The organism is Pseudomonas sp. FG47 (assembly GCF_057809115.1).
In genome coordinates, this window is record NZ_JBMDJI010000025.1 from 1 (window position 1) to 25336 (window position 25336).

At 64.8% G+C, this 25336-nt stretch carries 26 protein-coding genes; 16 read left to right on the top strand and 10 right to left on the bottom strand.

Features of this window, described 5'->3' with window-relative positions; translation table 11 throughout:
* Positions 1–132: 132 nt before the first annotated feature.
* On the bottom strand, positions 133–603 hold the full coding sequence (locus tag ACODS5_RS17705) for an RNA methyltransferase (RefSeq protein WP_023632487.1): 471 nt from the start codon (positions 601–603) through the stop codon (positions 133–135).
* Between the two features lie 71 nt (positions 604–674).
* A complete protein-coding gene (locus tag ACODS5_RS17710) occupies positions 675–1040 on the bottom strand; it encodes a YajD family HNH nuclease (protein WP_134693555.1) in 366 nt (121 codons plus the stop codon).
* Between the two features lie 132 nt (positions 1041–1172).
* Between ACODS5_RS17710 and ACODS5_RS17715 the strand changes: the two genes are divergently transcribed.
* Positions 1173–1451, top strand: a complete 279-nt coding sequence (locus ACODS5_RS17715) for a hypothetical protein (protein WP_134693556.1) — start codon at positions 1173–1175, stop codon at positions 1449–1451.
* On the opposite strand, the gene ACODS5_RS17720 is transcribed toward ACODS5_RS17715, so the two are convergent.
* On the bottom strand, positions 1448–1921 hold the full coding sequence (locus ACODS5_RS17720; RefSeq protein WP_134693557.1) for a cyclic nucleotide-binding domain-containing protein: 474 nt from the start codon (positions 1919–1921) through the stop codon (positions 1448–1450). The genes ACODS5_RS17715 and ACODS5_RS17720 overlap by 4 nt on opposite strands.
* 85 nt (positions 1922–2006) lie before the next feature.
* The gene (locus ACODS5_RS17725) at positions 2007–4049 is read right to left on the bottom strand and encodes a S9 family peptidase (protein WP_489109273.1); all 2043 of its coding nucleotides are present in this window, start codon (positions 4047–4049) and stop codon (positions 2007–2009) included.
* Positions 4050–4162: 113 nt separating this feature from the next.
* Here ACODS5_RS17725 and ACODS5_RS17730 point away from each other — a divergent pair, with 113 nt between their 5' ends.
* From ACODS5_RS17730 to ACODS5_RS17740, 3 genes are read left to right on the top strand one after another with little or no spacing between them, the layout of a single operon-like run.
* Positions 4163–4672: an MFS transporter gene (locus ACODS5_RS17730; RefSeq protein ID WP_489109274.1), complete on the top strand. Its 510-nt coding sequence runs from the start codon at positions 4163–4165 to the stop codon at positions 4670–4672.
* A gap of 16 nt (positions 4673–4688) precedes the next feature.
* Complete coding sequence (locus ACODS5_RS17735; protein ID WP_489109275.1) at positions 4689–5462, top strand: class II glutamine amidotransferase; 774 nt, start codon at positions 4689–4691, stop codon at positions 5460–5462.
* Positions 5463–5471: 9 nt separating this feature from the next.
* Entirely contained in the window at positions 5472–5993 is a 522-nt protein-coding gene (locus tag ACODS5_RS17740) for a DUF2937 family protein (RefSeq protein WP_489109276.1), read from the top strand.
* Positions 5994–6068: 75 nt separating this feature from the next.
* On the opposite strand, the gene ACODS5_RS17745 is transcribed toward ACODS5_RS17740, so the two are convergent.
* Positions 6069–6980, bottom strand: coding sequence for a LysR family transcriptional regulator (locus ACODS5_RS17745; protein ID WP_134693562.1), 912 nt, complete (start codon positions 6978–6980; stop codon positions 6069–6071).
* A gap of 129 nt (positions 6981–7109) precedes the next feature.
* Between ACODS5_RS17745 and ACODS5_RS17750 the strand changes: the two genes are divergently transcribed.
* Genes ACODS5_RS17750 through ACODS5_RS17765 form a run of 4 tightly spaced genes read left to right on the top strand, consistent with a single transcriptional unit; the run spans position 7110 to position 10804 of the window.
* Positions 7110–8396, top strand: coding sequence for an MFS transporter (locus tag ACODS5_RS17750; RefSeq protein ID WP_134693563.1), 1287 nt, complete (start codon positions 7110–7112; stop codon positions 8394–8396).
* Between the two features lie 10 nt (positions 8397–8406).
* Positions 8407–9186 carry a 5-oxoprolinase subunit PxpA gene (locus tag ACODS5_RS17755; protein WP_134693564.1) on the top strand — a complete coding sequence of 260 codons (780 nt, stop codon included), beginning with the start codon at positions 8407–8409 and terminating at the stop codon, positions 9184–9186.
* Positions 9183–9869 carry a 5-oxoprolinase subunit PxpB gene (gene pxpB / locus ACODS5_RS17760; protein ID WP_489109277.1) on the top strand — a complete coding sequence of 229 codons (687 nt, stop codon included), beginning with the start codon at positions 9183–9185 and terminating at the stop codon, positions 9867–9869. Before ACODS5_RS17755 ends, pxpB begins: the two co-directional genes overlap by 4 nt.
* On the top strand, positions 9866–10804 hold the full coding sequence (locus tag ACODS5_RS17765) for a 5-oxoprolinase subunit C family protein (protein WP_489109278.1): 939 nt from the start codon (positions 9866–9868) through the stop codon (positions 10802–10804). Before pxpB ends, ACODS5_RS17765 begins: the two co-directional genes overlap by 4 nt.
* 111 nt (positions 10805–10915) lie before the next feature.
* Here the strand turns inward: ACODS5_RS17765 and ACODS5_RS17770 are convergent, their stop codons facing one another.
* A complete protein-coding gene (locus tag ACODS5_RS17770; protein WP_134693567.1) occupies positions 10916–12094 on the bottom strand; it encodes a vWA domain-containing protein in 1179 nt (392 codons plus the stop codon).
* Positions 12095–12107: 13 nt separating this feature from the next.
* On the bottom strand, positions 12108–12953 hold the full coding sequence (locus ACODS5_RS17775) for an AAA family ATPase (protein ID WP_134693568.1): 846 nt from the start codon (positions 12951–12953) through the stop codon (positions 12108–12110).
* Positions 12954–13249: 296 nt separating this feature from the next.
* On the opposite strand from ACODS5_RS17775, the gene cysK reads away from it, so the two are divergent.
* From cysK to ACODS5_RS17790, 3 genes are all read left to right on the top strand, one after another.
* Positions 13250–14224 carry a cysteine synthase A gene (cysK, locus tag ACODS5_RS17780; protein ID WP_489109279.1) on the top strand — a complete coding sequence of 325 codons (975 nt, stop codon included), beginning with the start codon at positions 13250–13252 and terminating at the stop codon, positions 14222–14224.
* 156 nt (positions 14225–14380) lie between these two features.
* On the top strand, positions 14381–15316 hold the full coding sequence (locus ACODS5_RS17785; RefSeq protein WP_134693571.1) for an aspartyl/asparaginyl beta-hydroxylase domain-containing protein: 936 nt from the start codon (positions 14381–14383) through the stop codon (positions 15314–15316).
* 383 nt (positions 15317–15699) lie between these two features.
* Positions 15700–16581, top strand: coding sequence for a DMT family transporter (locus tag ACODS5_RS17790; RefSeq protein WP_489109280.1), 882 nt, complete (start codon positions 15700–15702; stop codon positions 16579–16581).
* Between the two features lie 96 nt (positions 16582–16677).
* On the opposite strand, the gene ACODS5_RS17795 is transcribed toward ACODS5_RS17790, so the two are convergent.
* Complete coding sequence (locus ACODS5_RS17795) at positions 16678–17553, bottom strand: DMT family transporter (protein WP_134693573.1); 876 nt, start codon at positions 17551–17553, stop codon at positions 16678–16680.
* Between the two features lie 178 nt (positions 17554–17731).
* Between ACODS5_RS17795 and aceK the strand changes: the two genes are divergently transcribed.
* Positions 17732–19447, top strand: coding sequence for a bifunctional isocitrate dehydrogenase kinase/phosphatase (aceK, locus tag ACODS5_RS17800; protein ID WP_489109281.1), 1716 nt, complete (start codon positions 17732–17734; stop codon positions 19445–19447).
* Positions 19448–19458: 11 nt separating this feature from the next.
* On the opposite strand, the gene ACODS5_RS17805 is transcribed toward aceK, so the two are convergent.
* Together ACODS5_RS17805 and ACODS5_RS17810 are read right to left on the bottom strand one after the other, a co-directional pair.
* Entirely contained in the window at positions 19459–20319 is an 861-nt protein-coding gene (locus ACODS5_RS17805) for a DUF6279 family lipoprotein (RefSeq protein WP_489109282.1), read from the bottom strand.
* 123 nt (positions 20320–20442) lie between these two features.
* Complete coding sequence (locus ACODS5_RS17810; protein ID WP_489109283.1) at positions 20443–21354, bottom strand: LysR family transcriptional regulator; 912 nt, start codon at positions 21352–21354, stop codon at positions 20443–20445.
* A gap of 142 nt (positions 21355–21496) precedes the next feature.
* Between ACODS5_RS17810 and ACODS5_RS17815 the strand changes: the two genes are divergently transcribed.
* The 4 genes from ACODS5_RS17815 (at position 21497) to ACODS5_RS17830 (ending at position 25246) form a co-directional block, all read left to right on the top strand.
* Positions 21497–22696, top strand: a complete 1200-nt coding sequence (locus ACODS5_RS17815; protein ID WP_489109284.1) for a serine hydrolase — start codon at positions 21497–21499, stop codon at positions 22694–22696.
* A 107-nt stretch (positions 22697–22803) separates the two neighbouring features.
* Positions 22804–23241, top strand: coding sequence for an OmpA family protein (locus ACODS5_RS17820; protein WP_167659516.1), 438 nt, complete (start codon positions 22804–22806; stop codon positions 23239–23241).
* Positions 23238–23573 carry a peptidoglycan-binding domain-containing protein gene (locus ACODS5_RS17825; RefSeq protein WP_167659517.1) on the top strand — a complete coding sequence of 112 codons (336 nt, stop codon included), beginning with the start codon at positions 23238–23240 and terminating at the stop codon, positions 23571–23573. Before ACODS5_RS17820 ends, ACODS5_RS17825 begins: the two co-directional genes overlap by 4 nt.
* Positions 23570–25246 carry a peptidoglycan D,D-transpeptidase FtsI family protein gene (locus tag ACODS5_RS17830; protein ID WP_489109285.1) on the top strand — a complete coding sequence of 559 codons (1677 nt, stop codon included), beginning with the start codon at positions 23570–23572 and terminating at the stop codon, positions 25244–25246. Before ACODS5_RS17825 ends, ACODS5_RS17830 begins: the two co-directional genes overlap by 4 nt.
* Positions 25247–25336: the final 90 nt, after the last annotated feature.

Sequence of the window (25336 nt, forward strand, 5' to 3'; positions counted from 1 at the left end):
GGCGCAGCTGTCGCTCGCTGGGGTTGGCGCTAGCCTTTTGATCGGCAACGGCAACCGAGCAGTTCCAGGTGCTGCAGGAGCGCGCATGGCGCCTGTAGGAGCCGGCCTTGCCGGCGAAGGGGCCGGACCGGCCTACTTGAACTTCGGCCCCGAGCGGGTATTGAGCCCCTTGGCCATGCGGTCATACAGCACCACGTTGACCGTCGCCGCGAGGTTCATGCAACCCTGGGTCGGGATATAGATAGTCTCTTCGCACCAACCACGTACGTCCTCGCTCAACGAGCCATCCTCAGGCCCGAAGATATAGATCGCCCGGTCCGGGTGGGTGTATTCGGGCAGGGCGCGCGCACCGTCCACCAGCTCCACCGCCACCGGCGTGCAGCCCAACGGAATGATGCGTTGCAGGTCGTCGATGCCAATCAGCGGGATGTCGTAGTGCACCCGCTTGGTATCGGTGACGAAATCGCGGGCGCGCTCATAGCGCTTGCCGGTGTAGAACACCGAGTTGACGCCATAACAGCCTGCCGCGCGCATCACCGAGCCGACGTTCTCGGCCGATTTGGGGTTGAACAGGCCGATGCAGCTGTACCGTTTATTCGCCACGTGTCGGGGCCCTTCGCAAAAAAAGCGCGATTATACGGGCTTGCCGACACGCCGGGGGCGGCAATCGACGGTCAGTCCTTGTTCATCAGCGCGGCCAGGCCGGCGAACGGGTTGTGGGTGGCCACGGCGACCTTCGGCGTGCTCAACGAGCCTTCGCTGAAATACTGCTGGTCGGTGTAGCGGGCGTGCTCGTTGTCGTGGCAGTACAGACACAGCAGCTCCCAGTTGGAGCCGTCCTGCGGGTTGTTGTCGTGGTTGTGGTCACGGTGGTGCACGGTCAGTTCCGACAGGCGCTTGCCAGAGAACTCACGGGTGCAGCGGCCACAGACGTGGGGATACATCTTCAGCGCCTTGTCGCGGTAGCCCATTTCCTTGTCGCGCTTGGCGTCGGCGAGGATACGGTCGAGGCGGGCGGTGGCGTCGGGGGTGGAGCTCATGGTGTTACCTTTTTCTGATCAGGCTGAGTGACGGTTATGCCGTTGAGTCTAGCGTGCCTGCAGGGCGGGCGGACAGGCGAAAATGCGCGGTTAGGCGTAGCCTGTAGGAAGGTTTCTGACAGGAGGTTGCCGATGCTGCATGCGATCCTCGCCGCCGTGCTGCTGGCCGCGGCTCCGCTGGCCGATGCTGCCGGCCAGCAACAGCGCCCGCTCACCCCGGTGCCCGGTGCCCCCGGCACGCCGACGCCCACGCCGTACCCGCAGATAACCCCCAGCACGCCGCCCAAGGCCGGTGCCAACCGGCCCGGTGCGCCGTTGCTGCCAGCGATGCCGGTGCCGGGGCCACCCAAGGACCAGCCGTTGCCGGGCCTGCAGCCGGCGCCGCCGAAGCCTGCGCCCAAGGCCGACTAAACCTGTTGCGACAGGCGCTGGCCGTCCTGCATGCGCAGGCGCCTGGAGAGCGCCACGGCCAGGGCGCGAATGATACGGGCGGCAATACGCGGCGCGTCGGCGAGCATCTTCTCCAGCGAGTCCTTGCCCAGGGTCAGCAACTGACAGTCGCTGGCGGCCACGCAGGTGGCCGAGCGGCGCTCGCCGTCGAGCACGGCCATCTCGCCGAAGGCACGGCCCTTGCGCAGGGTGGCGATTTCCACCTTGGTGCCGTTGCCGTCGGTCTTGCGCACCGAGACCACGCCACGGTGGAGGATGCACATGAAGGTACCGGCGTCGCCTTCGCTGAACAGGGTCTGGCCTTCGCTCACGGCGGTGAGGCTGAAATAGCCGGCGGCGGTGACGAAGTCGCTGGGCTGCAGGGTGTCGAACAGACCGCAGTCCATGAGCATGTCGCGGATTTCGGCGTTCAGGTGCTGGGTGTCGGGCATGTGTTGTTCTTCTTCGCATGTCTGGAAAGCGCCGCGTGCGCACAATCAGTGGCCGTGGCGCTTGTGAGACAACGAAATTCGCGTTTTACGCCACGCCCAGCTCATTGAAGACGAACGCATACTCCAACGCCACGTCGCGCAGCCCCTGGTAGCGGCCGCTCATGCCGCCGTGGCCTGCGCCCATCTCGGTCTTGAGCAGCAGCAGGTTGGCGTCGGTCTTGCGCGTGCGCAGGCGCGCCACCCACTTGGCCGCCTCCCAGTACTGCACTCGGCTGTCGTTGTAGCCAGCGATCACCAGCATGGCCGGGTAGGCCTGGGCCCGGACGTTCTCGTACGGCGCGTAGGCCTTGATCCGCGCATACACCTCGGGGTCTTCCGGGTTACCCCATTCATCGTACTCGGTAACGGTCAGCGGCAGCTCGGGGTCGAGCATGGTGTTGAGCACATCGACGAACGGCACTTCGGCGATGGCGCAGCGGAACAGCTCGGGGCGCAGGTTGAGCACCGCGCCCATCAGCAGGCCGCCGGCACTGCCGCCACTGATGGCCAGGTGTTCGCGGCTGGTAACGCCTTCGGCAATCAGGTGTTCGGCGCAGGCGATGAAGTCGTCGAAGCTGTTGTGCTTGTGTTCCTGCTTGCCGGCCCGGTACCAGGCTTCACCCAGCTCGCCGCCACCGCGCACATGGGCGATGGCGAAGGCCACGCCACGCTCCAGCAGGCTCAGGCGGGCATGGGAGAACCACGGGTCGAGGCTCTCGCCGTAGGCACCATAGCCATAGAGGTAGAGCGGCACCGTCTTGCCTTCGTCGACGCGACGGCGCACCAGGCTGATCGGTACCCGGGTGCCATCCTTGGCCACCGCCCACAGGCGCTGGCTGATGTAGTCGTCGGCGTCGAACGCGCCGAGCACCGGGGTCTGCTTGAGCACCTGCTGGGCGCCTGTGGCCAGTTCCAGCTGGCGCACCTGGGCCGGGCGGTTGAGAGCTTCGTAGCGCAGGCGGATGCGCGTGCTGGCGAATTCCAAGCTGTCCTGCACGTAGAGGCTGTAGGCGGCGTCCGGCAGTTCAACGCGGTAGGCCGGCAGGCCTTGCGGGCGCACTTCGATGATTGGCAGGCCGCCTTCGCGCAGGCTCAGGGACAGTGCCGAGGCATTGAGGCTGACGCCTTCGAGCATGATGTCGTCGCGGTGCGGCACCAGCACCTGCCATTGCGCGCGGGCCGGCACGCTGTCTGCCGGCGCATGGAACAGGGCGAAGTTGATACCGTCCTGGTTGCTGCGGATGAACCAGCGCCATTGACCGTCGAGCTGGCCATGGTCGAGGAAGTACTCATGGCCTTCGACCCGTGGCGCCAGGCAGGTGAAGTCGGCATGCGGCGTGGCCGCATCGAGCACCCAGGCTTCGCTGGTGGTCTTACTGTTGAGCAGCAGCACCAGTTGGCGTTCGGAGCTGGCGCGGTAGCAGTGCAGGAAGAAACGTCCGTCGGGTTCTTCGAATACGGTGGTGGCCGCGGCCTCGCCCAGGGCGTGGCGACGCAGGCGCCAGGGGCGATGAGTGTCGTCCAGTTCGGCGAAGAACAGCGTCTGGCTGTCATTGGCCCAAGTCATGCTGCCATCGCAGTCGTCGAAGGGCAGGGTGGTCAGCGTGCCGCTGGCCAATTCCTTGACGTACAGGGTGTAGACCTCGTCGCCACTGGTATCCAGGCTGTAGGCCAGCAGGCGATGGTCGGGGCTGATGCTGAAGGCGCCGAGGGAGAGGAAACCGTCGTTCGCCAGCGCATTGGGGTCGAGCAGCAGTTCCTCGCGGCTTTCATCTACCGTATTGCTGTCGTCGGCCGGGCGCGGGCAGCGGTAGTGACGCGGGTACTCGTCGCCGGCGGTGGTGCGGGTGTAATAGAGGTACGGGCCCCAGGGCGAGGGCAGCGACAGGTCGGTCTCGAGGATGCGGCTCTTGATCTCTGCGAACAGTTGCTCGCGCAGCGGCGCCTGGCCGGCCAGGCAGGCTTGCTGGTAGGCGTTTTCCTCGGCCAGGTAGGCCAGCACCTCGGGCGTGTCGCGGTCCTGCAGCCAGGCATAAGGGTCGTTGCCGTCGGCTTGATGGGCGATAGGGGCGGGAAGGGTCAGGGGCATGGGTGATCTCATCGATTGTGGACCCCATCGCGGGTCCCTTGCGGTGCGGGGGCAGCCTGCGCCGGTAAAAGTGTTTATCATAGGCCTCTCTTTGCCTGGCTTGCACCAACACCATGACCGAACACGACTATACGCTGGCCTGGGGCCTGTACGCCGTTGCCGCCCTGGGCTGCCTGCTGGTGGGCTTCAAGCTGACTGGCTGGATGTGGCGCTGGCTGCGCGAGCCGCTGCGGGTGATCATCGCCGTGCTGCTGTTTGCCCCGACCATCGTCGACCCGGTCAAGGAAAGTTTCGCCCCGGCCATCGCCATCACCGCGCTGGATGTCGCCTTCAAGGTCGGCAACAACGCCTGGCGCGCAGCCTCCGACCTGGCCATGTACGGGATGATCGCCTTTGCCTTGTACTTCGTCTTCGTGCTGATCCGCTGGCCGCTGGAAAAGCGTGCCCGCGAACGCCGCGCCCAGCGCGAGGCCGTCGCCCAGCGCCAAAAGCAGGACGATGACCAGGCCACGGTCGAGACGCCGGTGGTCGCCAACCGCCAGGACCGCTACCGCGAAGAACCGCCGGCCACCCCGGTGCGCCGCGCGGGCCCCGGCCAGGGCCGGGTCGAGCCACGTCTGTAAGCCAGGAGCCGCGAGCATGTGCGAACTACTGGGCATGAGCGCCAACGTCCCCACCGACATCGTCTTCAGCTTTACCGGCCTGATGCAGCGCGGCGGGCGCACCGGCCCGCACCGCGATGGCTGGGGCATCGGTTTCTACGAGGGGCGCGGCCTGCGCCTGTTCCAGGACCCGGCGGCGAGCAGCGAGTCGGAAGTGGCCAACCTGGTGCAGCGCTACCCGATCAAGAGCGAAGTGGTCATCGGCCATATCCGCCAGGCCAACGTCGGCAAGGTCTGCCTGTCCAACACCCATCCGTTCGTGCGCGAGCTGTGGGGCCGCAACTGGTGTTTCGCGCACAACGGCCAGCTGGGTGACTTCGCCGGCCAGCGCACGTTCTACCGACCGATAGGCGATACCGATAGCGAGGCCGCCTTCTGCGACCTGCTCAATCGTATCCGCGAGGCCTTCCCCGAGCCGGTGGCAGCCGAGCAGCTGTTGCCGGTGCTGGTCGAGGCCTGCGCCGAGTACCGCGGCAAGGGCGTGTTCAACTGCCTGCTCAGCGACGGCGACTGGCTGTTCTGCTTCTGCTCGACCAAACTGGTGCACATCACCCGCCGCGCACCCTTTGGCGCGGCGCGGCTGAAGGATGTCGACCTGATCGTCGACTTCCACACGCAAACCACCCCCAACGACGTGGTCACGGTGATCGCCACCGAGGCCTTGACCGAGAACGAGACCTGGAACCGCTACGAGCCGGGTCAATGGGGGCTGTGGCGCCATGGCGAGTGCGTCGCCCACGGCCAGAGCTAAGGAAGCTCCATGTTCAGAAGCTACCTGCGTTTGCTGTTGTTCACCTTCGGCCTGCTGGCCGGTCTCCAGGTGCCGGGGCTGGTCAAGGACTACAGCCAGCGCGTCGAGGCGCACCTGCTCGAGTCGCGCCAGGCCCTGGACGGCTTCCGCCAGACCGCGCAGCGCTTCTTCAATGGCGACCTGCAGGCGCTGGTGCGGCATTACCGCGGCAGCGACGATCCGGTGTTCAACAGCGATGCCAACAGCATCGACAGCCTGCTGATCCGCAACCAGGCGCTGGAGCATGAATGGCAGGCCCTGCAAGGCTCGTGGGTGAGCCGCACCTGGCATGTGCTGGTGCAGCCGGAGCCGGCGCTGCGCGAAGAGACGCTCAAGGGCTACAGCTACCAGATCCTGCTGGTGCCCGAGGCGATCGGCTGGGGGATTGGCAGCGGGTTCGTGCTGGCGTTCGTGGTCGAGAGCCTGTTGCTGGTGATTGGCTGGGTGATTCTCGGTGGGCGGCGCAAGGTGGTGAAAGAGAGCTGGCGCTAGGTTCGCCAGCAAGGCTGGCTCCTACAGGGGCTGCGCTCAACCTGCAGGAGCCGGCCTTGCCGGCGAAAGGGCCTTTCAGACCAGCACGATCCGTTGCCCACCCACATCCCGCGCATAGCGCTCCAGCACCTGCCGGCAAACCCCCACCACCTCGTCCACCAGTGCCACACCGGTTTGCCAGGCCACTACCAGCTCCAGGCTCGGCGGCGGTTGCAAGCCGGCGAGCAACACCAGTTCACCGCGGCTCAATTCGCCATCCACCAGCGCCGGTGGCAAGGCGCCAATACCGAAGCCGTCGCGCAGCAGACGAGTGATGGCTGCCACCGAGTTCACGCAGTTCAGCCGCGGCGCCTCGGCCCCGGCGCCCTGCAGCAGGCTGAGCACTTCCTGGTGCGGCCGTGAGTTCTTCGAGAAGGTGATGATCCGCTCGCGGGCCAGCTGCGCCAGGTCGGCGTAGGCGCGGTGCTGCGGCGAGCCGGCGGCGACCAGCCAGCCCATGGGGTAGCGCGCCAGGTCCTGGCTGCGGATCGACTGCTCGCGCAGCAGGTCGGTCTGCAGGATCACGTCGAGAAAACCCTTCTGCAACTGCTCGCGCAGGTTCAACGCGGTATCGGCCACCAACTCGATCTCCACCTGCGGGTAGCGCTCGCCCAGTTCCGCCACCAGCGCGCTCATCCAGGTGTGGATCACCGTGTCCATTACCCCCAGGCGAATGCGCCCGGTCTTGGCCCGGTCGCTGTCCAGCGACTGCTTCATGGCCTTGGCGGTGTCGAGCATGCGCTCCGCGTATTCAAGCACCTTGGCGCCCTCAGGCGTCAGGCTGACCCCGCGCGAATCGCGCAGCAGCAGCTTGACCCCCAGGTCGGCCTCCAGCGCGGCGATGCGGCTGGAGACCGAAGCCTGGGTGGTGAACAGCTTCTCGGCGGTGAGGCGGAAGCTCTTGAGCCGGGCGACCCAGACGAAGGTTTCGAGGAAACGGAGGTTCATGATCAGTTTTTCTTGTTCCAGACCGACGGTTTTTCTCGTTGGACGGCCAGGGCATCGGCCTTCGAACATGGCGTCCAGGCCGCGACCTCGACGTCGCCCATAGAACAATACCAACAAGCCGAGGCAATCATGAACCCGACCGGCGTGCAGCAGCAGGCCCCCGCCCGTTCTTCGAGCGGCCCTTTCGCCTGGTACCGCGACATCGACTCCCAGCAACGCCGCACCTTCTGGAGCTGCAAGATCGGCTATGGCCTGGACGGCATGGACACGCAGATGCTGAGTTTCGTCATCCCCACCCTGATCATGCTGTGGGGCATCACCACCGCCGAGGCCGGGCTGATCCACACCAGCACCCTGATCGCCTCGGCCCTGGGCGGCTGGATCGCCGGGATTCTCTCCGACCGCATCGGCCGGGTGCGCACCTTGCAACTGACGGTGCTGTGGTTCGCCTTCTTCACCTTCCTGTGCGGCTTCGCCCAGAACTACGAGCAATTGCTGATCGCCCGTACCCTGATGGGCTTTGGCTTCGGTGGCGAGTGGACTGCCGGCGCGGTGCTGATCGGCGAGGTGATCCGCGCCCAGGACCGTGGCAAGGCGGTGGGCATGGTTCAGTCGGGCTGGGCCATTGGCTGGGGCCTGACCGCGATCCTCTATGCGCTGCTGTTCACCTGGCTACCGGCCGAGCAGGCCTGGCGCGCGCTGTTCCTGCTGGGGCTGTTGCCGGCGTTGTTCGTGATCTTCGTCCGGCGCCTGGTCAAGGACCCGGAAATCTACCGGCAGGCCAAGGCCGTGGAAAAGGCCGAGGCACCTTCGCACTTCTACGAGATCTTCGCCCCGGGCATGCTCTGGACCACCATCCGCGCCTCGCTGCTGACCACCGGTGCGCTGGGGGGCTATTACGCCATCACCTCGTGGTTGCCGACCTTCCTCAAGAACGAACGCGGTTTAAGCGTGCTGGGCACCGGCGGCTACCTGGCCATGGTCATCGTCGGTTCCTACATCGGTTATGTGGTCAGCGCCTACCTCTGCGACCTGCTGGGGCGCAAGAAGAACTTCATCCTGTTCGCCGTGGGCTCGTTCGTCATCGTGCTGCTGTACACCCAACTGCCGGTCAGCGACCAAGTGATGCTGTGGCTGGGCTTTCCCCTGGGCTTCTTCGCCTCGGGCATCTTCAGCGGCATGGGGTCGTTTCTCACCGAGCTGTTCCCCACCCGCGTGCGCGGCTCGGGGCAGGGGTTTTGCTACAACATCGGCAAGGTCATCGCGGCGATGTTCCCGCTGCTGATCGGCCTGCTGGGTGAAAAGATCCCGTTGGGCCTGGGTATCGGTGCCTTCGCCGCGGTGTCTTACGGCGTGGTGATCCTGGCGGCGTTGAGCCTGCCGGAAACCCGCGGCAAACAACTCCAGGCGCGCTAAGGTAGGCAGCATGAACATCGAAACAGGAGTCCGCGAAGTGAAACGCCTGCTGCTCAACTGCGACATGGGCGAGAGCTTCGGTAACTGGCGCATGGGCCAGGATGCCAAGGTCATGCCTTTCATCGACTGCGCCAACATCGCCTGCGGCTACCACGCCGGCGACCCCGGCACCATGCGCCGCACCGTGGCCCTGGCGCTGGAGCACCGGGTGGCGATAGGCGCGCATCCGGCCTACCCGGACCTGGCCGGTTTCGGCCGTCGTTCCATGGCCTGCAGCAGCGAGGAGATCCGCGACCTGCTGCACTACCAGATCGGCGCCCTGGACGGCATCTGCAAGGTGCTGGGTGGTCGAGTCGCCTACGTCAAGCCGCACGGCGCGCTGTACAACGACATGATGGCCAACCCGGACATCCTGCGTACCGTGCTCGAGGCGGTGGCGGCGTTCGACAGCGGCCTGCCGCTGATGCTGATGGCCACTGCCGACGACCGCGCCGCCCAGGCCCTAGGTGACGAGATCGGCGTGCCGTTGTGGTTCGAAGCCTTCGCCGACCGTGGCTACACCGCCAGCGGCCACCTGATGTCGCGGCGTCTGCCCAATGCGGTGCATCACGACCCGGCGCTGGTGGTCGAGCAGGCCTTGCGCCTGGCCAAGGGCGAGCCCCTGGTGGCCGACGATGGCAGCGAGGTACGGTTGAACGCCAGCACCCTCTGCGTGCATGGCGACAACGACGGATCGGTAGCCGCCGTGCGCCAGATCCGCCAGGCCCTGGACGCGCTGGAGCAAGCATGACGCCACGTATCGAGGTGGTGGCCATCGACAGCCTGATGGTGCGGTTGTTCGATGCCATCGATGAAGCCAACATGCCGTGGATTCTTGCCGCCAGCCAGCGCTTGCGCGAGGCTTTCGGCCAACAGTTGATCGACCTGGTGCCGTCCTATACCACGCTGTTGGTGCAGTTCGACCTGGCACCGGGCGTAGCGCGCCAGCGCATCCAGCGCGCGCTGCAAGGGCTGCAGCCGGATGCCGGCAGTGGCGGGCGCCGGCACGAGATACCTGTGTGGTACCACCCCAGCGTCGGGCCCGAGTTGCCGCTGCTGGCGGCACGCAGCGGGCTGAGCGAGGACGAGGTGATTGCCCTGCATGGTAGCCGTGATTACCCGGTGTTCGCCCTGGGCTTCGCGCCCGGCTTCGGCTTCATGGGGTTGGTCGACGAACGCCTGGCCACGCCGCGCCTGAGTACCCCGCGCAAACGCGTGGCGGCGGGCAGCGTCGGTATCGCCGAGCGTCAGACTGCGGCGTACCCGGCCGTTTCGCCGGGGGGCTGGAACTTAATTGGCCGCACCCCAGTGCGCCTGTTCGCGCATGGCCATAGCCTGCTGCAGCCCGGTGACCGGGTGCGCTTCGTGGCGGTCGGGCATGCCGAATTCATCAACCTGGGCGGTGACGACAGCCCGCTGGAGGCCCAGGCATGAGTCAGTTGAGAGTCGAAGCCAGCACCGCGCTGTGCCAGTTGCAGGACGCCGGGCGTTTCGGTGTGCGCCACTTGGGGGTGACCCAGGGCGGCGCGCTGGACTGGGTGGCCATGCGCTGGGCCAACTGGCTGCTGGGCAATGCCCTGGACAGCGCCGTGGTGGAAATTGCCCTCGGCGGCTTCAGCGTGGTCGCCGAGCAGGACTGCGTGATGGCACTGGCCGGGGCCGACCTGGATGCGCAGGTCGACGGGCAGGCTGTGGCGCCCTGGACCAGCTTCAACCTCGGCAAGGGCCAGCAGCTGACGCTGCGTCAGCCTCGCCAAGGGGTACGTGCCTATCTGGCGGTGCCGGGCGGGTTCGTGGGCGAGTCGGTGCTGGGGAGTTGTGCCACGGTGGTTCGGGAAGAACTAGGTGGAGTAGACGGCCAGGGCCTGGCGTTGGTGATAGGGGAGGTACTGCACGCTGCCGGAGCCATCGCGGGGCAAGTCGGGGCGCCGAACCGCCGCTCCCACGTTCCCGAAACGTTGCGGCCGATGTATGCGGACAAGCCTGTGCTGGACCTGGTGATGGGGGCGCAGATCGGCGATTTCAGCGGCACCAGTCTGTTTGAGGCGTTCAATCGCGACTGGACCCTGGACAGCCGCGCCGACCGCATGGGCATCCGCCTGCTTGGGCCGCAGCTGGTGTACCAGGGCGCGCCGATGATTTCCGAAGGGATCCCGCTTGGCGCTGTTCAGGTGCCACCAGACGGGCAGCCGATCGTGCTATTGAACGACCGGCAGACCATTGGTGGGTATCCACGGCTGGGGGCGCTGACACCGCTGGCGCTGGCGCAGTTGGCGCAGTGCATGCCGGGCGCGTCGGTACGCTTCAGGGCGGTGGTGCAGGATGAGGCCTGGCGGGAGCAGCAGGCCTTTGGTCGGCGTTGGTTTTGAGATTTTAGGGCTGCTCTGCAGCCCTTTCGCGACACAAGGCCGCTCCTACAGAGATAACGCGATAGCGGCCTTGTGCCGCGAAAGGGCCGCAGAGCGGCCCCAGGGCATTAGCTACTTGGACAGGTAACGCATCCCATCCTCCAACCCCTGCAAGGTCAGCGGGTACATCTTGTCCTCGATCAGGTCGCGCACCAGGTGGGTCGAGGCGGTGTAGTCCCAGGCCTGTTTGGGGTACGGGTTGATCCAGATGATCTTCCTGAACTTCTCCATGAAGCGCTGCATCCACACGTACCCGGCCTCTTCGTTCCAGTGCTCGACGCTGCCGCCGGGCTGGGTGATCTCGTAGGGTGCCATGGCCGCGTCGCCGACGAAGATCACTTTGTAGTCGTCGCCGTACTTATGCAGCAGGTCGAAGGTGGAGAAACGCTCCGAGGTGCGGCGCAGGTTGTTCTTCCACACCGACTCGTAGACGAAGTTGTGGAAGTAGTAGTACTCCAGGTGCTTGAACTCGGTCTTGCAGGCCGAGAACAGCTCCTCGCAGACCTTGACGTGGGCGTCCATCGAGCCGCCGATATCGAACAGCAACAGCAGCTTCACGGTGTTGCGCCGTTCGGGGCGCATCTGGATGTTCAGCAAGCCGGCGTCACGGGCGGTGTGATCGATGGTACCGTCGATATCCAGTTCCTCGGCGGCGCCTTCGCGGGCGAACTTGCGCAGCCGGCGCAGGGCCAGCTTGATGTTGCGCGTGCCCAGCTCGACCTGGTCGTCGAGGTTCTTGTATTCACGTTGGTCCCAGACCTTCACCGCCTTGCCCTGGCGCTTGCCGGCCTCGCCGACGCGGATGCCCTCGGGGTTGAAGCCGCCCGAACCAAACGGGCTGGTGCCACCGGTGCCGATCCACTTGTTGCCGCCGGCATGGCGTTCCTTCTGCTCCTCGAGGCGCTTCTTGAATTCCTCGATCAGCTTGTCCAGGCCACCCAGGGACTGGATCTGCGCGCGTTCCTCGTCGCTCAGCGAGCGCTCGAACTCCTTGCGCAGCCACTCGTCGGGGATCAGCGCCTCGATATGCTGGTCGAGGTTTTCCAGGCCCTTGAAGTAGGCGGCGAACGCCCGGTCGAACTTGTCGAAGTGCCGTTCGTCCTTCACCAGGATGGCGCGGGCGAGATAGTAGAAGGCGTCCATGTCGGCGAACACCACGCCCTTTTGCAGGGCGTGGTGCAGGTCGAGCAGTTCGCGCACCGACACCGGCACCTTGGCCGCGCGCATTTCATTGAACAGGTTGAGCAGCATGGCCCGGCTCCTGTCAGCGGTTGCCGCGCCGGCTCATGAAGGCCAGGCGCTCGAGCAGCGTCACGTCCTGTTCGTTCTTCACCAGGGCCCCGGCCAACGGCGGGATGGCCTTGGTCGGGTCGCGTTCACGCAGCACCGCCTCGCCGATGTTGTCGGCCATCAGCAGCTTGAGCCAATCGACCAGCTCAGAGGTGGAGGGCTTTTTCTTCAGGCCCGGCACCTTGCGCACGTCGAAGAACACGTCCAGCGCCTCGCTGACCAGCGACTGGCTGATGTTCGGGTAGTGCACGTCGACGATCTGCTGCAGGGTGGTGCGGTCGGGGAAGGCGATGTAGTGGAAGAAGCAGCGGCGCAGGAAGGCGTCGGGCAGCTCCTTTTCATTGTTGGAGGTGATGATGATGATCGGGCGCTGCTTGGCCTTGATGGTCTCGTCGATTTCGTAGACGTAGAACTCCATCTTGTCGAGTTCCTGCAACAGGTCGTTGGGGAACTCGATGTCGGCCTTGTCGATTTCGTCGATCAGCAGGATCACTCGCTCTTCGGCTTCGAAGGCTTCCCACAGTTTGCCCTTCTTCAGGTAGTTGCGCACATCGTGGACCTTGTCCACGCCCAGCTGCGAGTCGCGCAGGCGGCTGACCGCGTCGTACTCGTACAGGCCCTGGTGGGCCTTGGTGGTGGACTTGATGTGCCAGGTGATCAGGCGTGCGCCGAAGGAGGCGGCCAGTTGCTCGGCGAGCATGGTCTTGCCGGTGCCCGGCTCGCCCTTGACCAGCAGCGGGCGCTCCAAGGTGATGGCCGCGTTGACCGCCAATTTCAGGTCGTCTGTGGCGACGTAGTCGCGGGTGCCTTCGAACTTCATGAACCGATCCTCTGCACGGGTGTCAGCGAGGGCCCTTCCGCGGGCAAGCCCGCTCCCACAGGGGACGGTGCGATCCTTGTGGGAGCGGGCTTGCCCGCGAAAGGGCCGGCTCGGACAACATCTGTTTGTGATTTGTCCGCGACTATAACTCCGCACCCGCCGTGTGCAAACGCAGACCGGGTATTCAGTCCCTGAATGGTCCGTCACCCCAGCTGGCCAGACAGGCTTTACGCTCCCCGCCAGCAGGCTTACCCTTTTAGGTCCACCCGCCAGTCCATGCATTCAAGGACCCCGCCATGAGCCGTATCTACGCCGACAACGCACACTCCATCGGCAACACGCCGCTGGTGCAGATCAACCGTATCGCCCCGCGTGGGGTGACCATCCTGGCCAAGATCGAAGGGCGCAACCCAGGTTACTCGGTGAAATGCCGGATCGGCGCGAACATGGTCTGGGATGCCGAAGGCAGCGGCAAGCTCAAGCCGGGCATGACCATCGTCGAGCCGACCTCGGGCAACACCGGCATCGGCCTGGCCTTCGTCGCCGCCGCCCGCGGCTACAAGCTGATCCTGACCATGCCGGCGTCCATGAGCCTGGAGCGGCGCAAGGTGCTCAAGGCCCTGGGCGCTGAGCTGGTGCTCACGGAACCGGCCAAGGGCATGAAGGGCGCGATCGAGAAGGCCAACGAAATCGTCGCCTCCAACCCTGCGCAGTACTTCTTGCCAGGTCAGTTCGACAACCCGGCCAACCCGGCCATCCACGAGAAGACCACCGGCCCGGAGATCTGGAACGACACCGACGGCGCGGTGGATGTGCTGGTGGCCGGTGTCGGCACCGGCGGCACCATCACCGGTGTGTCGCGCTACATCAAGCAGACCCAGGGCAAGTCGATCCTGTCGGTGGCGGTCGAGCCGGTCAGCTCGCCGCTGATCAGCCAGACCCTGGCCGGCGAGGAGCTCAAGCCCAGCCCGCACAAGATCCAGGGCATCGGCGCTGGCTTCGTGCCGAAGAACCTCGATCTGGCCATGGTCGACCAGGTCGAGACGGTGACCGATGAAGAGTCCAAGGCCATGGCCATCCGCTTGATGCAGGAGGAGGGCATCCTCTGTGGTATTTCCTGCGGCGCGGCGATGGCGGCGGCGGTACGCCTGGCCGAGAAGCCTGAGATGCAGGGCAAGACCATCGTGGTGATCCTGCCGGACTCGGGCGAGCGCTATCTGTCGAGCATGCTGTTCAGCGATATGTTCAGCGAGCAGGAGAACCAGCAGTAAGCGGCAAGCTGCAAGCGGCGAGTCGAAGGCATGGCCGTATTGACGCGGATCAGCTTGAGCTTGCCGGTTGCAGCTTCTGGCTTGCAGCTGCTCCTGATGGGTTTATGATGTCCGGCTATCTGGGGATGGCCTGATTTCCCCTCCAAGGAGTGTTGCATGACCTTTTCCTTCGTCGCCAAGGCGGGTGTCCTGCTGGTGTTCTTCGGCAGCGTGCTGTTTGTGCACCTGCGCGGCAAGGCACGCCTGCCGGTATTGCGCCAGTTCGTCAACCATTCGGCGCTGTTCGCCCCCTACAACAGCCTGATGTACCTGTTCTCCGGCGTGCCCTCCAAGCCCTATCTGGATCGCCAGCGCTTCCCTGAACTGGACGTGCTCAAGGACAACTGGCAAGTGATTCGCGAAGAGGCCATGCGCCTGTTCGACGAGGGCTACATCCGCGCGGCGGAAAAAGACAACGACGCCGGCTTCGGCTCGTTCTTCAAGAAAGGCTGGAAGCGCTTCTACCTGAAGTGGTACGACAAACCGCTGCCTTCGGCCGAAGCGCTGTGCCCGAAGACCGTCGAGCTGGTCAGCGCCATCCCCAACGTCAAGGGCGCGATGTTTGCCTTGCTGCCCGGCGGCAGCCATCTCAACCCGCACCGTGACCCGTTCGCTGGCTCCCTGCGCTACCACCTGGGGCTGTCGACGCCGAACTCGGACAACTGCCGCATCTACGTCGACGGCCAGCCGTATGCCTGGCGTGACGGCGAGGACGTGATGTTCGACGAAACCTTCGTGCACTGGGTCAAGAACGAAACCGACGTCACCCGGGTGATCCTGTTCTGCGACGTCGAACGCCCGCTCAACAGCCCGCTGATGACCCGCATCAACCGTAAGGTCAGCGCCTTCCTCGGCCGTGCCACCGCGCCGCAGAACACCGATGACGAGCGCGTCGGCGGGATCAACCAGGCTTATGCCTGGAGCAAGCGCTTCAGCAATGTCATCAGCACCCGGGTCAAGCGGTTCAAGCGCGCCAACCCCAAGGCCTACCGCATTCTGCGGCCAGTGCTGGCGGTGGTGGTGGCCTACGCGCTGTATCGCTGGTTGTTCTGAGGCGTCATCGCAAGGCAAGCCCGCTCCAATGTGGCAGTGGGCTTGCCCCGCGAGGATTCCCCCGCTATATTCCAAAGCACTTTCTTCCCAGAAGACTTGTTCATGCCTGCCATCCCTTCCATCACTGCTGACGTTCTCGCGCCTGTCGCGGGCGTTGTCGTGCGTGGCAGCCAGCAGCCGGCCATGATCAGTCACTATCCACCACCTGTCAGTGGCGTGGTAGGCGGCGTAGCTCCGCCTCCTCGCGCAGTCGTGGTGCTGGGCTGATCGGCCGCTGGCCGCATCCCCACCGCACGCGCAACTCACTGAACACGGTCGGCTATCCCTTCATCATGCGATAGGTCCGCCCGTACGGCTTTACTTGCCCATACAGGTGGCAACACATGTCTGTCTTTTCCAAAGCATCCGTGGCCTCGGCGGCCACTACCAGCCTGTTCGTCCTGCTGTGGAGCAGCGGGGCGATCGTCTCCAAGCTCGGCCTGGCCCAGGCCAGCCCCTTTACCTTTCTGCTGCTGCGCTCGGCCTTGGCCCTGGCCGGCCTGCTATTGATCGGTCCCTTGCTGGGGCTGCGCTGGCCGCGCAGCCGCGCCGGCATCCTGCGTGCGCTGGGGACTGGTTGCGTGCTGCTCGGCGCCTACCAGATCTTCTACCTGCTGGCGCTCGACACCCATGTAACGCCGGGGGTAATGGCCACGGTCATGGGCGTGCAACCCATCCTCACCGTGGCGCTGATGGAGCGCCAACGCTCGTGGAGCCGGCTGTTCGGCCTGGGGCTTGGGCTGGGTGGCCTGGTGCTGGTGGTCTTCCAGAGCATCAACCTGGGCGGGGTGTCCCTGGCCGGGATGCTGTTCGCCCTGCTGGCGCTGGCAAGCATGACCTGCGGCTCGATCCTGCAGAAACGCATCACCGACAACCCCATGGGCACCTTGCCGCTGCAGTACATCGCAGGTTTTGCCCTGTGCGCGTTGTTCGCACCGTTCCAGCCGCTGCATGTCGAGTGGAGTGCGAGCTTCCTCGGCGCCTTGCTGTGGATGGGGTTGGTGGTCTCGCTGCTCGCCACGCTGCTGCTGTATCGGCTGATCGCCCGGGGCAACCTGGTCAATGTCACCAGCCTGTTCTACCTGGTGCCGGCGGTAACCGCGGTGATGGACTTCATCATCTTCGGCAACCGCCTGGCGCCGCTGAGCCTGCTGGGAATGGGGTTGATCGTGGTTGGGTTGCTGTTTGTCTTCCGCAAGCCGGCGTTGCGCACGGCTGAGGTTTGAGATGAATCGGTGGGAGCGGGCTTGCCCCGCGATGCGTTCGGCCAGGTTGTATTGTTGCCTGGCCTGACGCAATCGCGGGGCAAGCCTGCTCCCACGTCATGATCGTGCCGGGCGCAGTACCAGCCACAGCGCCGCGCCGATCAACACCCCGCCATACAAGTGGGCCATCGACAGTGGCTCATCCAGCAGCCATGCCCCCCACAGCACGCCAAACACCGGGATCAGGAAGGTCACGGTGCTGGCCTTGACTGGCCCGATTTCGTTCAGCAGGCGGAAGTACAGGATGTAGGCGAACGCCGTGCACAGTAGCCCCAGGCCCAAGAGCGACAACCATACCTGCCAGCCACCCCAGCTGGCCGGCGGCTGGCTCAGCGCGCTCCAGGCGAACAGCGGGCTCAACAGCAGGGTGGCGCCGAGCATGCTGCCCAGGGCCGAGAGGCGGCTGTCCAGGGTGCCGACCCAGCGCCGCGCCAGGAACCCGGCAAAGCCATAGCAGGTGGTGGCCGCCAGGCAGGCCAGTGCGCCTTGCACCAGGGCCATGTCCAGCGCCACCGGCCCGGCGCCGCTGAGGATGCCGACGCCGAACAGCCCGAGGAAGATACCGCAGAGCTTGGGCAGGGTCATCGCCTCGCGGAAGCACAAGGCACCGATCAATACGCCCATCAGCGGCGTGGTGGCGTTGAAGATCGCCGAGTAGCCGGCGGGCAACACCTGGGCGGCCACCGAGTAAAAAGTGGCCGGGATCCCCGAGTTGATCATGCCCAGCACCAGGCAGGCGCCCAGCTTGCCGTCGAAGTCCCAGCGCACGCGAGCGGCGGCGAGGATGGCGATCAGCCCCAGGCAGGCGATCGACACGCGAAAGAAAGCGGTCGGCACCGTGCCCAGTTCGGGGGCGATGATACGCATGAACAGGAAGCTGGCGCCCCAGACAGCGGCAAGGGTCAGCAGGCGGGCGAGGGCAATGGGGCTCACGGTGGTCTCCGGCGGTGGGGCAGGGCGCGAGTGTACGTCAGGGCGAGTGGGGGATTCTTGTGCTTTCTTGCTGTGTGAATCCGCGATTGCCTCACGGGCTTCATCGCCGGCAAGTCGGCTCCCACAGGGCTCGTATCCGACTAAGCTCTCTCGGTGACCATTGCATAGAGGCACGCGCATGACCCCAGCCTGGCCCGCCGTCGATATCGCCCGGATGATCCTCGATGGCTTCGACGACTACCGCGAGCACTTTCGCCGTATCACCCTCGGCGCCCGCGAGCGCTTCGAACAGGCGCGCTGGCAGGACATCCAGCACGCCGCCGCAGCGCGCATCAACCTGTATGAAGAGAAGGTCGCCGAGGTCAACGGCTGGCTGCGCCAGCGCTTTGCCAGTGCGGTGTTGCTGGACGTCGAGCAGTGGCCGCTGGTCAAGAACGCCTACATTCGCCTGATCGACCCTCGGTTGGACGACGAGCTGTCCGAGACCTGGTACAACTCGTTGTTCTGCAGCCTGTTCAGCCATGACCTGATCAGCGATGGCTGCATGTTCATCCACACCACCCGGCCGTCGATGCGCGGCCATGAGCGGGCGGCGCAGACGCGCACCTATACGCTGCAGGACGGTCTCAAAGGCTTGTTGCGAGCGATCTTCGCCGATTATGCGTTCGATGTGCCGTATGGCGACCGGGAAGGCGATATCGCGCGCCTGGAGGATCAATTGCGCGAATGCCTGCCCGACTGGGTCTGCAAGGATCCGGCCCTCGCCGTGGAGCTGTTCACCCCGGTGCTCTACCGCAACAAGGGCGCCTACCTGGCCGGTCGGCTGTACACCCCCGACGAGCAGTGGCCACTGGTGATCCCGCTGCTGCACCGCGAGGGGCATGGCATCGAGGCCGATGCGCTGATTACCGACGAGGCGGAGGTGTCGATCATCTTCTCCTTCACCCGTTCGTATTTCATGGTCGATGTGCCGGTGCCGGCGGAGTTCGTCAACTTCCTCAAGCGCATCCTGCCGGGCAAGCACATCGCCGAGCTGTATACCTCGATCGGGTTCTACAAGCATGGCAAGTCGGAGTTCTACCGGGCGCTGATCAACCACCTGGCCAACAGCGATGACCGCTTTGTCATGGCCCCGGGTGTGCGCGGCATGGTCATGAGCGTGTTCACCCTGCCGGGCTTCAACACGGTGTTCAAGATCATCAAGGACCGCTTCTCGCCATCGAAGACTGTCGACCGGGCCACGGTGATCGAAAAGTACCGGTTGGTGAAAAGCGTCGATCGCGTCGGACGCATGGCCGATACCCAGGAGTTCGCCGATTTTCGCTTCCCGCGCGGCAAGTTCGACCCCGATTGCCTGGCTGAATTGCTAGAGGTCGCGCCATCCACGGTGGCCCTTGAAGACGACAGCGTGCTGATCCGCCACTGCTGGACCGAACGGCGCATGACCCCGCTCAACCTGTACCTCGAGCAAGCCAGCGAGGCCCAGGTGCTGGAAGCGTTGGAAGACTATGGGCTGGCGATCAAGCAATTGGCGGCGGCGAACATCTTCCCCGGCGACATGCTGCTGAAGAACTTCGGCGTCACCCGTCATGGCCGGGTGGTGTTCTATGACTACGACGAGATCAGCTACCTCACCGAGGTCAACTTCCGCCATATCCCGCCGCCGCGTTATCCGGAGGACGAGATGTCCGGCGAGCCGTGGTACTCGATCGGGCCGCATGACGTGTTCCCCGAGGAGTTTCCGCCATTCCTGTTCGCCGATATCGGCCAGCGCCGCTTGTTTAGCCGCTTGCATGGCGAACTGTACGACGCCGATTACTGGAAAGGCCTGCAGGAGGCGATCCGGGCGGGGAAGGTGATCGATGTGTTCCCTTATCGACGCAAGGCGCGTTAGGCCTTAGCTTTTCACCCCTTGAGGCACTTGAGCTCGCTGAAGTCCGCGCGCACCTTGCTCAGCCGCTGCTGCAGGAATTGCCGCTGGGCCGGGCTGCTCTGTTTCAGCAGATCCACCAGCAGGCTGCGTGCCTGGCGCTCGGTGTTCTGGAATGCCTGGCGATATTCCGGCGTCCACAGGCTTTCCTTGCGCTGCAGCAATTGCGCCAGCCGGGGCTCGAAGCTTGGGCTGGCGCGCTGCTCCATCGCCAGCACCAGTTGCTGCTGCCAGTGGGCGCGGTTGGCGATCCACTGGCGATTCTGGTCACCCAGGGCCTGTGACCAGCTCATCACCCGCAGTCGTTGCTCGGCATCGAGCTCGCCCAGCCAGGGCTCGAGGCGCTTGCGCATGCGTGCGGCACGGTTCTCGACCTGCTTGGCCAGTGGCGTGTCGACGTATTCCTTCTGGCGTTTGTCGATGTCCTTGCGAAAAGCCTCGCGCATTTGCGCTACCTGGCTGTCATTCATGCCCTTGAGCAGTTCCGCGGCAGAGGGGGTTATCGCTTCGGTGACCCGGCCGATGGCCTGGCGCGCCTCGACCGTGCGCTGGCGCAGGCTTTCATCGGTGACCGCGTCGTTGGCGACCATCAGTTGCACCCGGTCGAGCCAGTCGAGGTAGCCGGGCAGTTGGGTCTTGCAGTGCCAGGCCAGGTGCGTCTTGAGCCGTTCGTCGAGCAACTGCTTCTGCTCGCGGTTCATGTCCAGGTAGTCGCCCAGCGACCAGGGTACCAGGCGGTCGAGGTTGCGGTAGGCCAGGTCGATGCGGCTGCAGGCGGCCAGGGCCAGGGTGATGCCGAGGATCAGCAGCAGGGCGTGGGTCAGGCGTGATGGCATGGGCGAATCCTTGCGAGGACTGACCTGGCGATAGACGCGCAGCCAGCCTGGCAGGTTCCTGCGCGGTTGGGCGAGGCCTGCCGGATGGCTTCACCACCAGCGTAGCCTGCGCGGCGGGATCGATCAGCCCAGGCGGAACGATCCCGCCACCAGTTCGATGATCAGTTCCCTGACCTGCAGCAGAGCCGTGTCGTGCTTGCTGCCCACGCGCATGCCGATCTCCAGCTCGTAGGACGGCATGGGCACGGGGCAGGCAAAGGTCCGGATGCGGCTGATCCGTTCCAGCGCCAGCGCGGCATGGGTGGGGACCGTGGTGATCAGGTCGGTGTCGACGAGCAGGAACGGGACTGCCGCGAAGTGTGAGGTGGAGGCCCTGATACGACGCTTGTAGCCTGCGGCATTGAGCCCTTCGTCGACGATGCCGACGTAGCCGGCGGACGATACCAGCAAGTGCGGACGCTGGGCATAGTCCTGCGCGCTGGTCGGCACGGGGTTGTTGGCGTCGGCAATGCCCAGGTAGTTGCCTTTGCCCAGGCGCTGGCGGGCGATCAACGGGGAGGACAGGCCGCCGGCGCTTACAGCAATGTCGATCTGATGGCGCATGAGCATGTCCTGGACCAGGCCGCTGTGGGTCTGCCGGAAAATGATCCGCAAGCCCGGCAACTGTTGCTCGACACGTTGCAGTAGCTGTTGCCCCAGGGCGATCTCGCTGTCGTCCGATAAGCCGATGGTTAGCGTGCGACCGTTGACCTCCTTGCCACCCGCTGACAACGCCAGGGCCTGGCGACAGCGGTTGAGCGCCTCGCTGATCAGCGGAGCCAGTTCGTTGGCGCGCATGGTTGGCCGCAAGCCTCTGCCGGTGCGCTCGAACAGGGGGTCGGCGTACAGCTCGCGCAATCGCCCCAGGGCCGCGCTGACGGCGGGCTGGGTGACGCCGAGGCGAATCGCCGCGCGGCTGGCACCGCCTTCTTCGATCAGGGCGACGAATACCCGCAACAAGTTGAGGTCGATTCTTTCGATATCAACTGAGTTCATAACAGATATCCTTTATGGCGCGTTGATTTATAGTCTACGCCTCTGCACCATGTTTTCAATGTTGCTGGCGGGCGCTGAACTTTGAACAAAGTTGCTGGCCGGGTGTTATTGCAAGTTGTTGATGTGGTGCGATTTAAAAACGATGAAAAAGATCAGGCGGATTTATTGGCTATTGCTGTTGCAGGTGTTTATCGGCGTCGCGGGGGCCAGTGCCGAGGAGTGGGCGGGAGCACCGGGTATCGCTGCCCAGGCGTGGATATTGATGGATGCCGACAGCGGCGCGGTACTGACCGAAGGCAATGCCGACACGCCGGTGGAGCCGGCCAGCCTGGTCAAGATCATGACCAGTTATCTACTGGGCCAGGCTCTGGAGTCGGGAGCGCTGCTAGCCACCGACAAGGTGTATGTAGGTACAGAGGCCTGGGCTGCGGGGAATCCGGTGTTGCAAGGGTCTTCGCTGATGTTCCTCAAGCGGGGTGACCAGGTATCGGTGGCCGAGCTGAACAAAGGCATGGTCGTCGCCTCCGGCAATGACGCCTGTATCGCACTGGCCAACTACCTCGCCGGGAGCCAGGACGGCTTCGTCAAGTTGATGAACGAGGCCGCCCGGACGCTAGGGCTGAGCAATACCACGTTCAAGACCGTGCATGGCTTGGCGGCGCCTGGCCAGTTCAGCAGCGCACGTGACATGGCGGTGCTCAGCCGTGCGCTGATCCACGACCTGCCGGAGGAATATGCCCTTTTCAAAGAGCGGGCGTTCACCTTCAACGGCGTGCATCAGTACAACCGCAACCGCCTGCTGTGGAGTACCAGCCTGCAGGTGGACGGTTTGAAAACCGGCAACTCGCAGGAGGGAGGATTCAGCTTGGTGGCGTCCGCGGTCTCGGGCAATCGTCGCTTGATTGCCGTGGTGATGGGCGCTGACTCCGACCACGCCAGGTTCCAGGAAACCGAAAAGTTGCTGAAATGGGGCCTGCGCGCGTTCGAGACCGCCATGCCGATCAAGGCCAATGAGGTCTTCATCGAAAAGCGCGCCTGGTTTGGCTCCGCGCGAACTGTGCGGCTTAACGCCGGCGAGCGTCCCGCGATCACGGTCCCTTATGGCAAGGCGGACGCGGTGAAGATCAGCGCCATCCTCAACGAACCTTACTTGCGGGCACCGCTACGCAAGGGCCAGGTGGTAGGTGTCGTCAACTTTCAACTCGATGCGCTGACAATTGCGCAAAAGCCACTGGTGGTCATGGAAACGGTTGAACAGGCGGGTTGGTTCAGCCGCCTGTGGGACGCCGTGTTGTTGAAGCTCCATCAATGGCTCGGTGTCTGCGTGGCCTGTGCCGTCTGATGCTGTGGGCCCAACCTTGGAACATTCAGTTGATGAGCGTGTGGCCCATGAATGCCTTGCGGATGTATTGGCTTGTCCTGCTTGCACTGATGTTGTCGGGATGCAGTGTGGATGCCGACAGCGGCCCCGACGCGCTGTGGGTAAACCTTGCGCAGGCCGATCAGCTGCAGGCTGCGAAACTCCAGCAATTGTCGGACGAGCAGGACAATGTCGCGGGATTGGTGGCGTTGTTCGGCTCGGACAGCGCGCAAGTGAGCAGTGATGTGCAACGCCAACTGCGGGTCGTCGGCCGTTACCTGAATGCCCACCCCATGGCAGAGGTGCGTATCGAGGGGCATACGGATGACCTGGGCTCGCCCGAGCAGAACGCGGTGCTGGCCCAGGCTCGGGCGCAGATGGTCAGTTATTACCTGATCAAGTACGGCGCCTTGTTCGAGCAGATCGACACCTCGGCCTACGGCGAGCGCTATCCGCAGCGCGATGGGCAGACCGCGCAGGATCGGCAGTGCAACCGGCGGGTGGTGGTCGAATGGACGATTTATTGACCCAACGCAGGTGCTCGACCAAATGGCGCACGCTGCCAAGCCTGGGGATGTGCTGGCTGCTGGTCCTGGGCGTTGCGCTACCCTGTTCGGCGCGCGCACTCCCGGAGCATGAAGGCTCGGCCCCCTTGGGCACGGCCTTGGTGGTCAGGCTGCAAGGGGCATTGCAGGCCCGCGAATATTATCGCGGCGAGATCGATGGCCTTGCCGGGGCGCAAACCCAGCAAGCCATCTACCTGATGCAACTGGACTTCGAGCTGCCGCTCACTGGCAGTGTCAACGCGAGGCTGCTGCGCCTGCTCGATATCCCGGCACCTGCCTGGTTGGCGCAATGAACCTGCGCTGGCGTTTCAGGGTGGTGGTTTTTCTGGTGGTGTTCATGGCGGCGATTGTCAGTGGCCGGGTGGTCTACCTGCAGGTTATCGATACGGCGTTTCTTCGCCAGCAGGGCGATGCCCGCAGCCTGCGCCATGTGCCGATCGCCGCGTCGCGAGGGCTGATCACGGACCGGGCCGGGCGACCGCTGGCGGTCAGCACGCCGATGGTGACGGTGTGGGGCGATGCCAGGGTGCTGATGACGCAGCAAGCCAAGTGGCCGCTGATCGCCCAGGCACTGGATGTGCCTCTGCCGTTGCTGGCGGCGACATTGCGTAGCCGTCGCGACCGGGCGTTCAGTTATCTGCGGCGGGGTTTGTCGCCGGAGCAGGGGCAGAGGCTCGTCCAGATGTTGCGGCGTGAGCAGATCCAGGGCGTGCACACCGTGGAGCAGCCGCGGCGGTTCTACCCGGCGGGGGCGGTCGCGGCCCATGTGGTCGGCGTCACCGATCGGGACAATCGCGGCAGCGAGGGCATGGAGCTGGCATTCGATGCGACCTTGCGGGGTGTCGATGGTCGGCGTCGGCTGGTCAAGGATCGCCGTGGCAGTGTGATCGAGGATCGGGGTGTCAGCCGGGTGGCGAGCCCAGGACAGGCGTTGGCGTTGTCGCTGGACCTGCCGTTGCAGTACCTCGCCAACCGCGAGCTGCGCCATGCTCTCGATGAGCATGCCGCCGTGGCCGGCAACGTCGTGGTGCTCGATGCGCGCAGCGGGGAAGTGCTGGCGCTGGCCAGCCAGCCGACGTTCAACCCGAACAACCGCACACGCTTGCGCCCATCATTGATGCGCAACCGCGCATTGGTCGATGTATTCGAGCCTGCGTCCACCCTGAAACCTTTCGCGGTGGCGGCGGCGCTGGAGAGTGGCCGCTGGCTGCCGGGCGATACCGTGAAGGTCGAGACCGGCAACTTGCAGGTAGGGCGGTATCTGATTCGCGATGCGTCGCGAACCGCCGGTGAAGTGCTGGACATGACGCAGATTCTCGTGCGTTCGAGCAACGTTGCCATCAGCACGGTTGCTTTCGATATTGGTGCGGCGCGGATCCACGGGTTGCTGCGGCGTGCAGGGCTGGGCCAAGCGACCGGCACAGGGTTTCCCGGCGAGCGTTCGGGCGCCTTGCCTGTGCGCAAGGTCTGGCAACCTGCCGAGACGGCGACCTTGGCCTATGGCTACGGTGTTTCGCTGACGGCGGTGCAGTTGGCCCGGGCCTACGCCGCTTTGGCCAACGGCGGCCAACTGCTGCCGGTTTCGCTGTTACGGGTCGATGCACCGCCGGCGATGACCCAGGCCCTAAGCCCTGGCATTGCCGACAGGGTCAGGGACATGCTGGTACAGGTGGTCGAGGACCGCCGAGGGATCCACCGGGCGCGGGTGCCTGGCTACCGGGTGGGGGGTAAAAGCGGCACGGCAAGGCTGTCCAGGGTGGGCTCCCGTGGTTATGCGGGGCACGCCTATCGGGCGATCTTCGCCGGTTTTGCCCCAGCCAGCGCGCCGCGCTTCGTGGTGGTCGTGGTAATCGAGGACCCGACCCGCAATGGCTATTACGGTGGGCGGGTGGCCGCGCCTGTGTTCAGTCGGGTAATGGCGCATGCGCTGCGCCTCTATCAGGTCGCGCCCGACAATCTGCACTGAAAGCCTAGACTGGGTGAACCGTAGGTCAGGGCCTGGCTGTCAATGCGCGGCAATCTTTGACATCCACCTGTGTCTCTGGAAAATAGCCGC

Coding starts and splice junctions, on each gene's coding strand:
- ACODS5_RS17710 (WP_134693555.1), bottom strand. CDS start 1,040: ATGAGCTCCACCCCCGACGCCACCGCCCGCCTCGACCGTATCCTCGCC.
- ACODS5_RS17715 (WP_134693556.1), top strand. CDS start 1,173: ATGCTGCATGCGATCCTCGCCGCCGTGCTGCTGGCCGCGGCTCCGCTG.
- ACODS5_RS17720 (WP_134693557.1), bottom strand. CDS start 1,921: ATGCCCGACACCCAGCACCTGAACGCCGAAATCCGCGACATGCTCATG.
- ACODS5_RS17725 (WP_489109273.1), bottom strand. CDS start 4,049: ATGCCCCTGACCCTTCCCGCCCCTATCGCCCATCAAGCCGACGGCAAC.
- ACODS5_RS17730 (WP_489109274.1), top strand. CDS start 4,163: ATGACCGAACACGACTATACGCTGGCCTGGGGCCTGTACGCCGTTGCC.
- ACODS5_RS17735 (WP_489109275.1), top strand. CDS start 4,689: ATGTGCGAACTACTGGGCATGAGCGCCAACGTCCCCACCGACATCGTC.
- ACODS5_RS17740 (WP_489109276.1), top strand. CDS start 5,472: ATGTTCAGAAGCTACCTGCGTTTGCTGTTGTTCACCTTCGGCCTGCTG.
- ACODS5_RS17745 (WP_134693562.1), bottom strand. CDS start 6,980: ATGAACCTCCGTTTCCTCGAAACCTTCGTCTGGGTCGCCCGGCTCAAG.
- ACODS5_RS17750 (WP_134693563.1), top strand. CDS start 7,110: ATGAACCCGACCGGCGTGCAGCAGCAGGCCCCCGCCCGTTCTTCGAGC.
- ACODS5_RS17755 (WP_134693564.1), top strand. CDS start 8,407: ATGAACATCGAAACAGGAGTCCGCGAAGTGAAACGCCTGCTGCTCAAC.
- pxpB (WP_489109277.1), top strand. CDS start 9,183: ATGACGCCACGTATCGAGGTGGTGGCCATCGACAGCCTGATGGTGCGG.
- ACODS5_RS17765 (WP_489109278.1), top strand. CDS start 9,866: ATGAGTCAGTTGAGAGTCGAAGCCAGCACCGCGCTGTGCCAGTTGCAG.
- ACODS5_RS17770 (WP_134693567.1), bottom strand. CDS start 12,094: ATGCTGCTCAACCTGTTCAATGAAATGCGCGCGGCCAAGGTGCCGGTG.
- ACODS5_RS17775 (WP_134693568.1), bottom strand. CDS start 12,953: ATGAAGTTCGAAGGCACCCGCGACTACGTCGCCACAGACGACCTGAAA.
- cysK (WP_489109279.1), top strand. CDS start 13,250: ATGAGCCGTATCTACGCCGACAACGCACACTCCATCGGCAACACGCCG.
- ACODS5_RS17785 (WP_134693571.1), top strand. CDS start 14,381: ATGACCTTTTCCTTCGTCGCCAAGGCGGGTGTCCTGCTGGTGTTCTTC.
- ACODS5_RS17790 (WP_489109280.1), top strand. CDS start 15,700: ATGTCTGTCTTTTCCAAAGCATCCGTGGCCTCGGCGGCCACTACCAGC.
- aceK (WP_489109281.1), top strand. CDS start 17,732: ATGACCCCAGCCTGGCCCGCCGTCGATATCGCCCGGATGATCCTCGAT.
- ACODS5_RS17805 (WP_489109282.1), bottom strand. CDS start 20,319: ATGCCATCACGCCTGACCCACGCCCTGCTGCTGATCCTCGGCATCACC.
- ACODS5_RS17810 (WP_489109283.1), bottom strand. CDS start 21,354: ATGAACTCAGTTGATATCGAAAGAATCGACCTCAACTTGTTGCGGGTA.
- ACODS5_RS17815 (WP_489109284.1), top strand. CDS start 21,497: ATGAAAAAGATCAGGCGGATTTATTGGCTATTGCTGTTGCAGGTGTTT.
- ACODS5_RS17830 (WP_489109285.1), top strand. CDS start 23,570: ATGAACCTGCGCTGGCGTTTCAGGGTGGTGGTTTTTCTGGTGGTGTTC.